The organism is Pseudomonas sp. Irchel s3a12, assembly GCF_900187485.1.
Classification (GTDB): Bacteria; Pseudomonadota; Gammaproteobacteria; order Pseudomonadales; family Pseudomonadaceae; genus Aquipseudomonas; species Aquipseudomonas neuropathica.
In genome coordinates this window covers 77,667-91,740 of sequence record NZ_FYDN01000016.1, presented here as the reverse complement: position 1 = coordinate 91,740, position 14,074 = coordinate 77,667, and the positions used below count along the sequence as shown (strand labels likewise).

Annotated in this window: 11 protein-coding genes; 7 read left to right on the top strand and 4 right to left on the bottom strand. The window is 59.2% G+C overall.

Annotated elements, in window-relative coordinates:
• Position 1: 1 nt before the first annotated feature.
• Positions 2-1,093, bottom strand: coding sequence for a polyamine ABC transporter substrate-binding protein (locus CKW14_RS24495; protein WP_095126276.1), 1,092 nt, complete (start codon positions 1,091-1,093; stop codon positions 2-4).
• 99 nt (positions 1,094-1,192) lie between these two features.
• Between CKW14_RS24495 and CKW14_RS24490 the strand changes: the two genes are divergently transcribed.
• The 4 genes from CKW14_RS24490 to CKW14_RS24475 all read left to right on the top strand — a co-directional run bounded on the left by CKW14_RS24490 (position 1,193) and on the right by CKW14_RS24475 (position 4,915).
• Entirely contained in the window at positions 1,193-2,092 is a 900-nt protein-coding gene (locus CKW14_RS24490; protein WP_095126275.1) for a LysR family transcriptional regulator, read from the top strand.
• Positions 2,093-2,308: 216 nt separating this feature from the next.
• Entirely contained in the window at positions 2,309-3,775 is a 1,467-nt protein-coding gene (locus CKW14_RS24485) for a nucleobase:cation symporter-2 family protein (protein WP_034156004.1), read from the top strand.
• A 67-nt stretch (positions 3,776-3,842) separates the two neighbouring features.
• Positions 3,843-4,316 carry an LEA type 2 family protein gene (locus CKW14_RS24480; RefSeq protein WP_093432857.1) on the top strand — a complete coding sequence of 158 codons (474 nt, stop codon included), beginning with the start codon at positions 3,843-3,845 and terminating at the stop codon, positions 4,314-4,316.
• Between the two features lie 53 nt (positions 4,317-4,369).
• Positions 4,370-4,915: a GNAT family N-acetyltransferase gene (locus CKW14_RS24475; RefSeq protein ID WP_095126274.1), complete on the top strand. Its 546-nt coding sequence runs from the start codon at positions 4,370-4,372 to the stop codon at positions 4,913-4,915.
• 136 nt (positions 4,916-5,051) lie between these two features.
• Here the strand turns inward: CKW14_RS24475 and CKW14_RS24470 are convergent, their stop codons facing one another.
• Entirely contained in the window at positions 5,052-5,975 is a 924-nt protein-coding gene (locus CKW14_RS24470; protein ID WP_095050752.1) for a carbon-nitrogen hydrolase family protein, read from the bottom strand.
• Between the two features lie 84 nt (positions 5,976-6,059).
• Here CKW14_RS24470 and CKW14_RS24465 point away from each other — a divergent pair, with 84 nt between their 5' ends.
• Positions 6,060-6,968, top strand: a complete 909-nt coding sequence (locus CKW14_RS24465) for a LysR family transcriptional regulator (protein WP_095126273.1) — start codon at positions 6,060-6,062, stop codon at positions 6,966-6,968.
• A 4-nt stretch (positions 6,969-6,972) separates the two neighbouring features.
• Here CKW14_RS24465 and CKW14_RS24460 read toward each other — a convergent pair whose 3' ends face one another.
• Positions 6,973-7,227: a hypothetical protein gene (locus CKW14_RS24460; RefSeq protein ID WP_007917411.1), complete on the bottom strand. Its 255-nt coding sequence runs from the start codon at positions 7,225-7,227 to the stop codon at positions 6,973-6,975.
• A 154-nt stretch (positions 7,228-7,381) separates the two neighbouring features.
• Between CKW14_RS24460 and CKW14_RS24455 the strand changes: the two genes are divergently transcribed.
• Positions 7,382-7,699 (top strand): YqjD family protein, encoded by a 318-nt coding sequence (locus tag CKW14_RS24455; RefSeq protein WP_007917413.1) that lies wholly within the window; start codon positions 7,382-7,384, stop codon positions 7,697-7,699.
• Between the two features lie 198 nt (positions 7,700-7,897).
• Here the strand turns inward: CKW14_RS24455 and CKW14_RS24450 are convergent, their stop codons facing one another.
• Positions 7,898-8,938: an Ldh family oxidoreductase gene (locus CKW14_RS24450; protein WP_095126272.1), complete on the bottom strand. Its 1,041-nt coding sequence runs from the start codon at positions 8,936-8,938 to the stop codon at positions 7,898-7,900.
• Between the two features lie 228 nt (positions 8,939-9,166).
• Here CKW14_RS24450 and CKW14_RS24445 point away from each other — a divergent pair, with 228 nt between their 5' ends.
• Positions 9,167-14,032 (top strand): dermonecrotic toxin domain-containing protein, encoded by a 4,866-nt coding sequence (locus CKW14_RS24445; protein ID WP_095126315.1) that lies wholly within the window; start codon positions 9,167-9,169, stop codon positions 14,030-14,032.
• Positions 14,033-14,074 lie beyond the last annotated feature (42 nt).

The window sequence follows — 14,074 nt, the reverse complement described above, 5'->3', positions numbered from 1 at the left end:
GTTATTGGTGGCTACGGAAAGTGGTCCACAGACGCGTGCGCTGGCGCATGTCCTTGAGGCTCATGCTGCGATCGGCATACAGCCGCGCGCGCACTTCGCTCGGCGGATAGATGTCGGGATCGTTACGCACGGCCTCATCCACCAACGGCGTGGCGGCTTGGTTGGCGGTGGCAAAAAACAGTGTGTTGGTCAGTTCGGCCACGGAATCGGGGCGCAGCATGAATTCGATGAACGCCCGTGCGGCTTCGGGGTGCGGCGCGTCTTTGGGAATGGCCAGATTGTCCTGCCACACCAGCGTGCCTTCCTTGGGAATGCGGTAGGCCACTTCGTACGGTTTATTAGCCTTGTGTGCCTGATCAGCGGCCATGCTCGCGTCGCCGTTGTAGGTCAGCGCGAGGCACACGTTTCCGCTGGCCAAGTCATTGATCTGCCGGCCGCTGGCGACATAGAGCACCGACGGCTGGAGTTTCTGCAACAACGCCTCGGCGGCGGCCAGGTCGTTTTTGTCGGTGCTGTAGGGATCCTTGCCCAAATAATGCAGGGCCAGACCGATGACCTCCTGCGGCGAATCGAGGATCGCGATGCCGCAGTCCTTGAGCTTGCTGGCGTTCTCCGGTTTGAACAGCAGGTCGAGGCTGTTCAGCGGTACGTCAGGCAGACGCTGCTTCACGGCCTCGACGTTCATGCCCAGACCCAGCGTGCCCCAGGTGTACGGCACGCCATAGCGATTGCCGGGGTCGACAGCGGCCATTTTCTCCAGCAAATCCGGATCAAGATTGGCGTAGCCCTTGAGGCCCTCATGAGGAATTTCTTTCAAGGCACCCGCCGCAAGTCCACGGGCCAGAACGCTGGACGACGGCACCACCACGTCATAACCACTGCCGCCGGTGAGCAACTTGGTCTCCAGCACCTCGGAAGTATCAAAGGTGTCGTAACGCACATGAATACCGGTTTCCTGCTCAAACCGTTGCAGAGTTGGCGGCGGCACGTAATCGGCCCAGCTGTAGAGATTGAGTGTCTTGTCCTCGGCCTGAGCCTGAACAGCCACCAACAACAAAAGCGCGGGGAAACACAGCTTGAACACGGGAGCCATGACGAACACCTGACCAGAGGAAGTGGTTGCAGGATGCGCCGTCGGATACATTAGAAAAATTGTCGAATAATTATCCTGACTTTATCCAGGAGTAATGTGATGTTGGGTCAACTCCACGATGTGGACTTGCAACTGTTGCGCCTGTTTGTGCGGGTGGTCGAGTGCGGTGGCTTCAGCGCAGCCCAGGGTGATCTGGGCCTGAGCCAGTCGAGCATCAGCCAGCAAATGGCTAAACTCGAAACTCGCCTCGGCTATCGTCTGTGCAGCCGTGGCAAGGGCGGTTTCAGTGTCACGCCCAAGGGCGAGCAGTTGCTGATCGCGGTGCGCACGCTGTTTGAATCGATTGAAACGTTCCGCCATCAATCCAACGGCGTCGCCGGGCGCTTGATCGGTGAAGTGCGCCTGGGGATTTCCGAGTCGGTCGATCAGTCGGTGCTGCAACGGGTGGCGGCGGCGATCCGGCGTTTTCGCGAGCGTGATGAGTCGGTGCGCATCGAACTGATCAGCGCCATGCCCGGCGAAATGGAACGGCTGCTGTTGCAACAGCGGCTGGACTTGGCGATCGGCTATTTTTCGCAGGTGCAAAGTGCCTTCGACTATCGCCAGTTGTTCAGCGAAACCCAGCATTTGTACTGCGCTGCTGGCCATCCATTGTTCACTGATTACGCACCCAGCGATGCCGCGTTGCAGGCCTGCGACCGGGTCGATCACCCCTATCGATTTTTTCGCAGTGACGAGCCGTTTCAGGGCAAGGTCTGCTCGGCGCGCTCGGAGCAGGTTGAGGGTACGCTGACGTTTATTCTGTCCGGCAAACATGTGGGTTATCTGCCGGATCACTATGCGCGGAGCTGGCAAGAAAAGGGCCTGCTGCGGCCAATTCGTGAGGGCGAGTTGAGTTTCGAAGTCGACTTTCATCTGGCCCGGCATCGGGCGCAGGTGCCGGGGGATGCGCAAAAAGCTTTTGAAGAGGATTTACTGGGCGCATTCAATCTCGTGTAGGAGCTGCCGCAGGCTCGGGCCGCGATCGGACGATCCTTTGATCTTAAAAGATCGCAGCCTCGTTTCACTCGACAGCTCCTACAGGGGAGTTTGCTGATAGCGACCCATAAAACCTGACCTTTCAGGCAGTTATTGCTCGTTGCCCTTACCGCCCTCTTCCGGCATTCTGCGCCTCCATTTTCTGACCCGGCCCCGCCTCGCGGCGCGCAAAACACCATGACCGCCTCTGAAAAAGCCCCGCGCAACAACGACCTGATTTACGGCCTCAACGATCGTCCGCACCTGACCGCCACAGTGTTTGCCGCGCTGCAACACGTGCTGGCCAGCTTCGTCGGCATCATCACCCCAACCCTGATCATGGGCGGCGCCCTCGGTCTGCAAAGTGAAATCCCTTACCTGATCAGCATGGCGCTGTTCGTCTCCGGGCTCGGCACTTTCGTCCAGGCCAAGCGTTTTGGCCCGGTCGGTTCGGGGTTGTTGTGTCTGCAAGGCACCAGTTTTTCCTTTATCAGCGTGATTCTCAGCGCCGGGTTCATGGTCAAGGCGCGCGGTGGCGGCACCGATGAAATCCTCTCGACGATCTTCGGTGTGTGCTTTTTTGCCGCGTTCATCGAGGTGGTGCTGAGCCAGTTCATCGGCAAACTGCGCATGTTGATCACCCCGGTGGTCACCGGCACCATCATCACGCTGATGGGGCTGTCGCTGATCAAAGTGGCGATGACCGACATCGCCGGCGGTTTCGGCGCGCCTGACTTGGGCGCAGCCAGCCATGTGTTTCTGGCGGCGCTGGTGATCGGCACCATCGTCGTGTTGAACCGCGTCGACGTGCCGTTTCTGCGCTTGGGCGCGATCGTTATCGGCCTGACCCTTGGCTACGTAGTCGCATGGCTGATGGGCACCGTGGATTTCGCCTCGATGCCAGAGGTGCCACTGGTCAGCGTGCCAGTGCCGTTCAAGTACGGTTTCAACTTCGACTGGGTGGCGTTCGTGCCAGTGGCGGTGATTTTCCTCGTGTCGCCGCTGGAGGCCGCGGGTGACCTGACCGCCAACTCGATGATTTCCCGGCAACCGGTCAAAGGCCCGCTCTACATCCGGCGGATCAAGTCCGGCCTGCTCGCAGACGGCCTCAACTCGGCCATGGCCGCCGTGTTCAACAGCATGCCAATGGTGACCTTCGCGCAGAACAACGGCGTGATTCAGCTCACCGGCGTGGCCAGCCGTTACGTGGCCTTCTTCATTGCCGGTCTGCTGGTGCTGCTGGGGCTGTTCCCGATGATCGGCGCGGTGTTGCAACTGATGCCGAAACCGGTACTCGGCGGCGCCGAACTGGTGATGTTTGGCACTGTGGCGGTGGCCGGGATCAAGATCCTCGCCGAAGCCGGCCTGCACCGGCGCAACATGCTGATCGTGGCGATTTCGCTGGGCATGGGCCTGGGCATCGCGGCAGTGCCGGAAGTGTTGCGCGAACTGCCGCAAGCGCTGCGCAACATCTTCGAATCGCCGATCACCGTCGGCGCGTTGTGCGCTATCGTGCTGAACATCTTCCTGCCGGAAGAATTCATTGAGCTGGAAGAAGACGATTTCGACCCGGAAGCTTCTATTCTTCAGGTCATGGAAAACCCGGACATGCCGGCCAAAGGTGAACCTGCCCCAGCGGCGGCTGTCGCACAGTTGAACCGCTAACGTCTGGCCTTCAATAGAAAGGGCTGAGCCGGCGACGGTTCAGCCCTTTTTTGTTGAGAGACCGTTTATGCGCCGTTTTCAAGCCGTCATTCTGTCACTGCTTCTGCTGTCCCTCAGCGCCTGTGCGCTATTCCCCAACCGTGATCCGGTGAACATCAACGTAGTCGGCCTCGAACCGTTGCCAAGCCAGGATCTGGAAGTGCGCTTCGCCATCAAGATTCGCGTACAGAACCCCAATGAGACGGCCATCGACTACAACGGCATCGCGCTGGATCTGGAGGTCAACGGTCATTCACTGGCCTCGGGTGTCAGCGATCAGAGCGGTTCGATCCCACGCTTCTCCGAAACCATTGTCAGCGTGCCGGTCAGCATCTCGGCGTTCTCGGTACTGCGCCAGACCTTGGGCCTGAGCCAGACACAAACCCTCGACAACCTGCCCTACGTGCTGCGCGGCAAGCTTGCCGGAGGTCTGTTTGGCACCATGCGCTTTGTCGACAGCGGCAAGCTCAGCCTGCCCAAGGCCACTGCCGCGACCTGGTAAAAATGCGTTAGCCTGCTCCGTTCATTAAAGGCATTCAGGGAGGCTGCAGGTTTATGGAAGACACACCGACGCTGTACACCGAACGACTGATCCTGCGCCCGTTGCAACTGGCCGATGCCGACGCCGTGCAGCAACTGTTTCCCCACTGGGATGTGGTGCGTTATCTGAACGCGGCGGTGCCATGGCCGTATCCCGAGGACGGCGCCCTCACCTATTTGCGCGATGTTGCCTTGCCGGCCGTGGCGGCGGGTAAGGAATGGCACTGGTCGATTCGCCGCAAGTCCGCGCCCGAACAGTTGATCGGCAACATCAGCCTGATGGATCAAACTGACAACCACCGTGGATTCTGGCTGACACCGGCGTGGCAAGGTCAGGGCTTTATGACCGAAGCGAGCGCAGCGGTGACCGATTACTGGTTCAACGTACTTCAACGCCCGCTGATGCGTGTGCCGAAAGCGGCGCCGAATACCGGCTCGCGCAGACTCTCGGAGCGCGCCGGGATGCGCTTGATCCGGACCGATGAAGATGATTTCGTCGGTGGGCGTTTTCCACGGGAAATCTGGGAAATCACCCGGAAAGAATGGCTGGAGCGCCACTGACCCCGCAGACAAAACAAAAATCCATTGTGGGAGTGAGCCTGCTCGCGATGGCGGGCTGCCAGACACCATAATCGTTGACTGACAGATTGCTATCGCGAGCAGGCTCACTCCTACAGTTTTTGTGTCAGCCAGTGGGTTATGTGTTGAAACGCACTCCAGGTTTGGCCCGTTCATCCACTGACAGCTCAAACACATCCGGCCGCGCGTAGTGCCCGACCACATCGTAGTCATAGCGCGCACGCACCAGTTCATCGGTGTCAATTTGCGCCGTGAGCAACCCCGCCTCGCTGCGCAACGGCCCTGCCAGCACATCGCCCATCGGCCCGACAATCACGCTCCCCCCGGCAATCAACGGGCGATCCGCCGGCCAGTTGGCAATCTCCACACCCAGTTCATTCGGTGACGCTTGCACCTGACAGGCGCTGACCACAAAGCAACGGCCTTCATGAGCGATGTGGCGCATGCTGACCTGCCACATCTCGCGCTCGTCGACGGTCGGTGCGCACCAGACTTCGATGCCTTTGGCGTACATCGCCGTGCGCAGCAGAGGCATCATGTTTTCCCAGCACACCACCGCGCCGAGCTTGCCAACCTGACTGTCGAACACCGGCAAGGTCGAGCCGTCGCCCTTGCCCCAGATCAACCGTTCGGTGCCGGTGGGCATCAGTTTGCGATGTTTGCCGACGAGACCAGCCTGCGGGTCGAAATACAGCGCCGTGCAATACAACGTGCTGCCAGCCCGTTCAATCACGCCAATCACCAGATTGGCCCCGGTGCGCGCCGACAGACCGGCGAGCGCTTGCGTTTCGGCACCCGGCACATCGATCGCATTGGCAAAATATCGGGCATAGGCTTCGCGCCCCTCGGGCAGGCGATAACCCAATTGCGTGCCGAAGCCCTCGCCTTTCGGATAACCACCCAACAGCGCTTCCGGCATCACCACCAATGCCGCGCCAGCCTCGATGATCGCGCCCTCCCAACTCAGAATCTGCTCCAGGGTCGCGCTTTTGCCTTCGGGCAAAGCGCCGATTTGCAGCGCAGCAACAATTGATTTGGCCATCGCTATAACTCCATGAGGTTCAGTGGTTGCCGATTCTGCGGCGCCACGCGATCATGAATAAAGCCCCATTCACTGCTGAATGATATGAGCCAAATGAATATCGCCACGGTCGACCTCAACCTGCTGAAAGTCTTGGAAGCCCTGCATGAAGAGTCCAGTGCCAGCCGCGCGGCATTGCGACTGGGGGTGACACAATCGGCGGTCAGTGCGGCGCTGCGCCGCTTGCGCGAGGTCTACGGCGATCAATTGTTCGTGCGTACCGGGCGCGGCCTGGCACCAACGCTCAAAGCCAATCAATTGAAACCGGTGGTCAGCGAAGCGCTGAACAAGTGCCGGCAAAGCCTGGCGATGGTCGACCCGGCGGCCAACCAGTACGATGGCCGCTCGGTCACCGTAGGACTGTCGGATGATTTCGAAATTGCCTACGGTCGCCGCCTGATCGAGGAAATTGCCCGCAGCGCTCCGAAGTTGCGCCTGATCTTTCGTCAGACTCATAGCCAGATCGTCGCCCGCGCGCTGATGGAGCGCAGCATCGATCTGGCGATTACGGCCGGAGGCTTTGCCGAGCGCTTGCTCAGCCGTCAGGTGTTGGGCGAAGGCGGTTATGCATGTCTGATCGATCCGGCGAGCCTTGCGCCCGGTCAGCAGCAGATCGATCTTGAGGAGTTTGTCGACCGCGAGCACATCCTGGTGTCGTCCGGCGGCTTTATCGGGATCACCGATGAGGGCTTGGCGACGCTGGGCCTGACTCGACGGGTCTGCGCGTCGACCACGCATTTCGCCGCGCTGCCGTATTTGCTTAAGGGCAGTCGGGCGGTGGCGACAATTCCGACGCATGCCGCCGAAAGTATTGCTGAGCTCAGCGGCCTGGCGCTGCTGCCCTGCCCGCTGAAGCTGCCGCGTTATCCGATCGAACTGGGCTGGCGTACCAGCACGCAGATCGATCCGGTGGTGGTCAAAGTCCGCGAAGCGATTGCCGCGACGTTCACCTGAAGCGTTACTTGTTCGCGGCCATCAGGCGATTGACTTCACTGCGCACCATGTTGGCGAATTCTGGTGGCGACATGCCGTCCAGTTCCGCGCGGACCCACTCGGCCCATTTGCCTTTGCGCTTGCCACGCTCGCCGAACAAACGCGCGGCTTCGCCTTTGGCTTTGCCCAGATTGTTCTGCCAGAGTTCGAACAGACGGGATTTCTCGTCTTCCAGCGCAGCGCGCTCTGCGAGTGACTTGTCGGCCAGATTGAAACTCATGGGGAATTATCCTGCTGCGTAAAATGGCGACATCTTACACGCTCGACGGAAATCTCCCGCGCAGGTTTTTATTTCTGACCTAAATTCAGTGCAACTTTTCAGCAAGCGCCACACTCCATTGATCACTGTCCATTCAACTGCAAGGAGTCACCCAATGGCCCGCAAATCCGCCGTGCAAGCCGCCGAAGATCAAATCAAGGATCAGGCCTTCAGCGAACTTCAGGCTCTGATCCAAGAGTCCGACAAACTCCTCAAGAGCAGCGCCTCACTGGTCGGCGAGGAAGCGGAAACGCTGCGCGGACAAATCGCCCTGAAACTGCAACAGGCGCTGGATTCGGTGTCGAGCGTACGTGATCGCACCAAACCGGCGGTCGATGCCACCGAAAGCTACATCGGCGGTCATCCGTGGCAGACCGTGGCGATCTCCGCCGGTTTCGGTCTGGTGGTTGGCTTGCTGCTCGGCCGTCGCTGAGTCAGGCACACAAAAAAGGCGAACCCGCTGGGTTCGCCTTTTTTATGCCTGCGTATTTTTGCCGGCTTTGAACCAGTTCCGGGCTTTCAGAACCTGAGCTCAACTCGATCTTTCACGTCGGCGCACATCCCCCATTCACCGCGGCCAGTCCCCTCTCCCTCGGGGAGAGGGCTAGGGTGAGGGGCTTTTGATCTTTGATCACGCCCCCGCCAGTTCACGCAACTGCGCCAGCGTCTGCGCATCCAGCACAATGCCCTCAGCCAGCGACTTGCTGCGCTGCCAATGCCTGCGATCGCCCGGCAACCGCTTGAGGCCGACACTGTGCATCTGCCGCACCAGCTCACCACTGCGCTCGGCAAAACTCTGCCCGGCGGCTTTGCTCGGGTCGATGACGATCAACAATTGCCCGGTCCACGGCGTCTTCGCCCCGGGATGATTGGCCCAATCGAACTCGAAAGAAAAATTCCCTCCCGTTAATGCGGCCGCCAGCAGCTCAACCATCATCGACAGCGCCGAACCTTTATGCCCACCAAACGGCAGCAACGCCCCGCCCTCGAGAATCGCCTTGGGATCCTGAGTCGGCTGACCGAGGCTATCCACGCCCATTCCGGCGGGCAACCGCTCGCCTTTGCGCGCAGCGATCTGCACGTCGCCATGGGCGATTGCGCTGGTGGCCAGGTCGAAGACAATCGGCGCGGCGCCGGCCCGTGGCGCGGCGAACGCAATCGGATTGGTGCCGAACAGCGGCCGGTCGGCGCCGTGCGGCACCACGCAGGTCATGCTGTTGACCACGCTCAGCGCCACCAGCCCTTCGTCGGCAAATGGCTCGACGTCCGGCCACAACGCGGCGAAATGATGCGAGTTGCGAATCGCCAACACGGCAATCCCGGCGCTACGCGCCTTCTCCACCAGCAACGACCGGGCGGCGGCCAATGCCGGTTGGGCGAAACCGTTGCCAGCATCGACACGCACAAAACCGGAAGCGACATCTTCGACTTGCGGCACCGCCTGGCCGTTGACCCAGCCGCTGTTCAGGGTCGAGACATACCCGGGCATGCGGAACACGCCATGGCTGTGGGCACCATCGCGCTCGGCGCCGGCGCAGTTGGCGGCCAGCACTCGGGCGACTTCGGCGGAGGTGCCGTGGCGCAGAAAAATCGTTTCAAGCAGTTGCGTCAGCGTTTCAAGAGACAACGAGGACGAGACAGCAGAGGACACATGATCGTGTGGCGCAGACATCTGAAGCTCCAGAATGATTATTGGAGGGAACAACAGCGTACGGACGACTTGCCCGCCGATTAACCATGCCACAGCTGTCGGCTGTCAACCCTTGGATTGGCGATGACGGGCGTTGGCTCATGGCACATTTCAACTCGACGTGTGCGGTAACTATGTACCGCCTGCACAGCGACCTGCGTACCTACTCTTGAACTCCCCGCCCACGGCGCCCCGTTCAGAGTTCCAATGATGTCCAGCCTCCTGCTATTCCCAGAGATACTCAAATCCCCGGGCCGGCATGCCAGCCTGGGTCGGACCCACGGCCTCAACAGCAAAGATTTCAGCTGGCTCGCACATGTGCAACTGGCGACCCACGCCCTGCGCAGCGAACAAACCCCGCCCATGCTCGCCGAACGCATTCTGCTAAACGCCGACAAGCAACTCGCCATCCCCCTGCCCGGCAGTTTTATTCTCGGCACTGGGCCGGATGACCATGGCGTGTTTTTGTACACACCTTACGACGGTCTGAAAAAATACAGCGATTACCAGACGCTGATGGACGCGCTGCAAACACGCCTCGATAACGCTGAAGAAACCGATGATCTGTTGGCCTTTCTCAGTGTCTTGCTGCGCAAGGAACTGGTAGAGAAACGCGGCATCACCCTCACCCGCGAAACCATCGAAGGTGATGTGTTTGACGATCAAAAAGCGGCGATCAGCCAGTCTCAGGACACCTGCGCCCGCGATGTGCTGGATGAGCTGAAACGTCTGCCGTCGCTCGCCACTTTGCTGGAGAACATTCTCGGCGAACTGCTCGAACCGCATTTTGGCGATTTACCGCAGTCGCGCACCCGCGTCGGTTTTTACCTCGACAGCGCCCCGATGTCCGCGGAGATGAGGCAATGGGTCAGTTCGCTGTCATTGAGTGAAGCGCTGCTGCTGCACTTTCGCCGTCAGGGCTGGCCGCGCGGCCAGACAGCGGAATTCTCCCACCCGGCCCGCGCAAGCCAGGCGGCTGACCAGACCGCCTGGGGCGATGCGATCAAGTCCGCATCGGGACGACTGACCATGCTGCTGTTTCGACAGCTAGAGGCCTACTGGAATGCCGCGGCATTCGAGGGCTCGCCCAGGCGCACATACTTCAGCCAGGCGTTAAAGGATCAAATGCGTGCAGATCTGATGCTCAAGCGCGAAGCGGAAATCCTGTCTGCCACTGAATTCGACGCCTTGCACAGCGTGATCCGCGAACCGAATGTGGCGTCCCGGCGGCCCAACTTCGAAACCGTGTGTTTGCGCGAGGACACCGCCTACATCGAACTGGCCGGGTCGCTGATGATCAACCATGACAAGGCTTATCTCTACACCCCTACCCAAGGCTTGCAAGTCCTCACCAACTACGCCGATCTCAAACAGACGCTGACCGCCAAACTCAATGCCGCCGGCCATGAAGACGAGCTGTACGGACTGATGAACCTGGAGGAGCGCAATCGCTATCTCGGATTTGCCCACGCGCAAGTATCCGGGGAAAACATCGGCGGCGACATCATCAGCACGCTGTTTGAAGCGATCCTCACCAAACAACGGCAAAACATTGAATTCGTCTTGCAGCTCTTCCGCCAGAGTGAACGCACAACCGACATCCATGCGCTTTTCGACAAAGCGCTGGATATCCGTTCGATGATTCATGAACGTCTGCTCAAGCTCGACGTCAACGAGCGCTGGAGTACCCGACCGTTGTTTTCAAGTGCGCCGCTCTCGTCACGGGTGCAGACCGACAAGGCCAGGCAACTGGCGATAAAGCTTGAACGCGCCGAGGAGAATCTCGGCAGTCACTTCAAGGATCAGCCGACCACGAGCAACGCCGAACAACGCGTGTTTCTCGAAGGTATTCGATGGAAACTGGCACAGGCCTTTGAGGATGGCGTGCGCGCTGAGGCACACATAAGGAACCTCAGCGGTTCCTGGCAGACGGCCGAGCGAAAGATTATCGATGCCGTGTTCGATGCAAAATACGCCACACGCAGGGATCGTCAGTCACTCAATGGCTTCCGGCCGGATGCCTGGTCGCTCAGCGTTACCTGCGCAGGCAAAGCCGATGCACTGTCGCTTGCGCATTGCGTACTGTTGACCGAGCGCGGAGGCATGGACGTCGAGCATTCCGGGCGTGCGATCCTGTGGACGCCGGCCATGGGTCTGGAATCGTTCAACGACATCGCCATCGCGCAGAAGCAACTGCAACAGCGCCTGGACAACAACAACCAGTCTCAGACACTGCTGGAAAATCTGCCAACGGCGCACTATCAGCTGGATCAACAATACACACTGGACCCGTTCCAGTTGATTGAAGGCAACGTGTTGAACGATCGCATGCAATCGGCCATTGAACACTTCCTGGCCCATTGTGAGGCATTACGCGTTTGCATCACGGACAAGGACGTACTCGCCAGTTTCCTTACTCAAATAACAAACACCTCCATCGATACCAACTTGCGCCGGGCCATCGACCTGGCCCGGGCTTTCGTCCGCCAGCAGGACTTCCCTGACTGGTTACGCATAGCGCCGGTCACAGAACAACGCACACAACTAGCACTGCTGGATGAAGTGCGGCGCAGCGTTATCGATGGCAAGGATTTTCTCCACGACGTCCCCGCTTTAGCCAGCCATGTGGAGCAGACGCTGAAAACACTGCTCGACGCCCGATTCCCTGGCACTGATCTCAAACCAAAGCAGATCCAGATCACCCCGAATCTCACGCTGGCAGGCCCGCCCTGCAACCTGCTCGATTTTGCCTTGCATCACTACAACATCGTGCAGGACACCGGGTTCAAGGTCGCCTCGACCATCGCCAGCGCTTTGCCAGCAACGCTCGATCAGTCTGCGGTTCAGCAACTGCTGCAATCCCTCGACATCACCACCGCCTACACCCGGAAAGTCACCGAGGCGCTCTCATCCGACACTGAGCCGGCACGCACCAGCAAAGCACGTTTCCTCCGTCAGTTGCCGTGGCAGTTGATGCAGCACGCGCACGCCTTGAAGTTGCAACAACAGTTGTCGCAAAGCGGTTTCGACTACGTTTGCCAGGTTCTGGACATGCCCGACGGCGTAGCGCGCGCCACCGTAGAGGGCGCTCACGCCAGTGCTTGCCCGCTGTCATTGATCAAGACCACCGGTAGCGATTTCGTCGACGCCCTCGGACTTTATGTCATTGGCCCCGGGGCGGGACATACAGGGCCACGCGTGCTCTACGCCCCCTACTCGCGGTTCGTATTTCGTGAATTCGAGGACGAGGCGCAATTGATCGAGGCCTTAAATACACCGGGGCATTTTCAGGACCTGGTCATCCGGCGCTTGCCTTCCGGGCAACAAGCCGTCTTCAAGGATCTGCTGAACACGACGATTGGCAAGACCAGTGAAATCAAACTTCACAGCATGCCCATCACCGGCAATCTGCTGGAGCATTTGCACAAGGACACGCTCAGCCTTCTACCGCAACTGCTCGCTTGCCAGCCGCAGATCAACGCACAAGCCGATTGGGAAACCGCGAAGTCCCTGTTCAGTCACGGTGTGCGCCTGGTTCCCCATCTCTTGTCGGGGAAAATCGCCTCGTTGTTTTTTCTCTGGAAAAGCTACAACGACTTCAAGGAGTCCGCCGAAAACCTTCAGGATCATCATTGGGCCAACGCTCTGAAAGGCTTTATCGCCGGGGCGTTATCCCTGTTTAGTCTGGGTCGGCTGTCCTGGGAAACAGAGGCAGAGGCGCAAACGGCCGAATTTGCCTCCGGGGCGCAGGCCACTGGATCAAATGTTGCCGAAACCGGCGCGAACACCACGGAAAAAACCGCCGCTCGCTGGTCAAAAGTCCCACCGATTACCACCTCCCGCGCGAACTTGCAGTCTTATGAAACGACCACCGCACTCGACAGCCTCACACTTGATAGCAATAAGCTGGTTTACGGGGATTCATCCAGCACGCACAAATATGCAACGATTGCCGGCAAGGTTTATCCGGTGATCCAGGCCGAAAAAGCCTGGTACTTGCGCAAAAAAGACGGGGGCCGTGGGCCGGCGCTTGAGCAGAAAAACTCACGACTGGTGCTTGCCCACGCCAGTCAGGCCGTGCATCGCTGTCGATCGAGGAGGCCCCTGGCTCTGCAAACCAGAGTGGAGCAGCACTGTTCAATTCTGATGCTGATCCAGGCGCGAGGGATGGCAGAGATCAACCGCCGATTTCCCGCCAGAGCCTTCGTGATTCAGCAAGCGGTTACCCGGGCAAGAAACTACGCGTTGTATTGCCTGTATAACTTCGTCGAACATCGCGACAACCTCGGGGGCACTCGTGTGGAAACGGTCCTCAAAGATTTTTTCGACGTGCGACAGGTCACGCCGATGCTGCTGAAGAAAATCGAGAAGGTGATCCTGCCGATTTGCCGCGAACTGACGGACCCAAAGGATGACTTGCTTTACACAGAGCGTTTTTTCGCTGGCCTCAATGCGCGCTACGACGATGACACGGTTGCCTTTGTCTTCAAGGAAGACCGGCGAAAAGTCGTGCACTTCACCGAGCATTTTTTCAATCCGAAACTGGATGTCTACACCGCTTTCTTGCCGCCCAGGTTCAATGTTGATTCCCATGCTCGCGCGATCACGCTGCTGCACGAACTGTCGCACCTGATCAACGATAGCGAAGATTTCGTCTCCGTAGAGGCGATGAGTCCATACCCCGACCTTATCGATACCACCACCGCGGACGGGCAACAGCTCAAAACGGGTCTGGAACGTTATCGTAAATCCTTGTCACGCTCCGCTGCGCCCGAACAGTTATTCGCGAACAGGAATGAGCAAGGGCTGTGGGTAGATCTGGATCAGTTGCCGGAGCAGGCCGATGTCTACAAAAAAGTCCTCAGTCTGACCAAAACCAGAAACCTTGCAGAGGCACGTAAAGCCTTTCGCAATCCGCTCGCTGATGAAGCTCGCATCGAAGTGGTGATGGCCAACGCTGACTCGATCGCCTTACTCATCAGCGAAATGGGCAGACAACTGGATCCGCCAACGGCGCCGATACCGTTGCCGGCGCCGACTTCAAGCCAGGCGGATTCAGTGCAAGCGTCACCGTGACCACCTGGACAAAAAAATGCGCCGGTCTAAGGCCGGCGCATT

Coding starts and splice junctions, on each gene's coding strand:
- CKW14_RS24495 (WP_095126276.1), bottom strand. CDS start 1,093: ATGGCTCCCGTGTTCAAGCTGTGTTTCCCCGCGCTTTTGTTGTTGGTG.
- CKW14_RS24490 (WP_095126275.1), top strand. CDS start 1,193: ATGTTGGGTCAACTCCACGATGTGGACTTGCAACTGTTGCGCCTGTTT.
- CKW14_RS24485 (WP_034156004.1), top strand. CDS start 2,309: ATGACCGCCTCTGAAAAAGCCCCGCGCAACAACGACCTGATTTACGGC.
- CKW14_RS24480 (WP_093432857.1), top strand. CDS start 3,843: ATGCGCCGTTTTCAAGCCGTCATTCTGTCACTGCTTCTGCTGTCCCTC.
- CKW14_RS24475 (WP_095126274.1), top strand. CDS start 4,370: ATGGAAGACACACCGACGCTGTACACCGAACGACTGATCCTGCGCCCG.
- CKW14_RS24470 (WP_095050752.1), bottom strand. CDS start 5,975: ATGGCCAAATCAATTGTTGCTGCGCTGCAAATCGGCGCTTTGCCCGAA.
- CKW14_RS24465 (WP_095126273.1), top strand. CDS start 6,060: ATGAGCCAAATGAATATCGCCACGGTCGACCTCAACCTGCTGAAAGTC.
- CKW14_RS24460 (WP_007917411.1), bottom strand. CDS start 7,227: ATGAGTTTCAATCTGGCCGACAAGTCACTCGCAGAGCGCGCTGCGCTG.
- CKW14_RS24455 (WP_007917413.1), top strand. CDS start 7,382: ATGGCCCGCAAATCCGCCGTGCAAGCCGCCGAAGATCAAATCAAGGAT.
- CKW14_RS24450 (WP_095126272.1), bottom strand. CDS start 8,938: ATGTCTGCGCCACACGATCATGTGTCCTCTGCTGTCTCGTCCTCGTTG.
- CKW14_RS24445 (WP_095126315.1), top strand. CDS start 9,167: ATGTCCAGCCTCCTGCTATTCCCAGAGATACTCAAATCCCCGGGCCGG.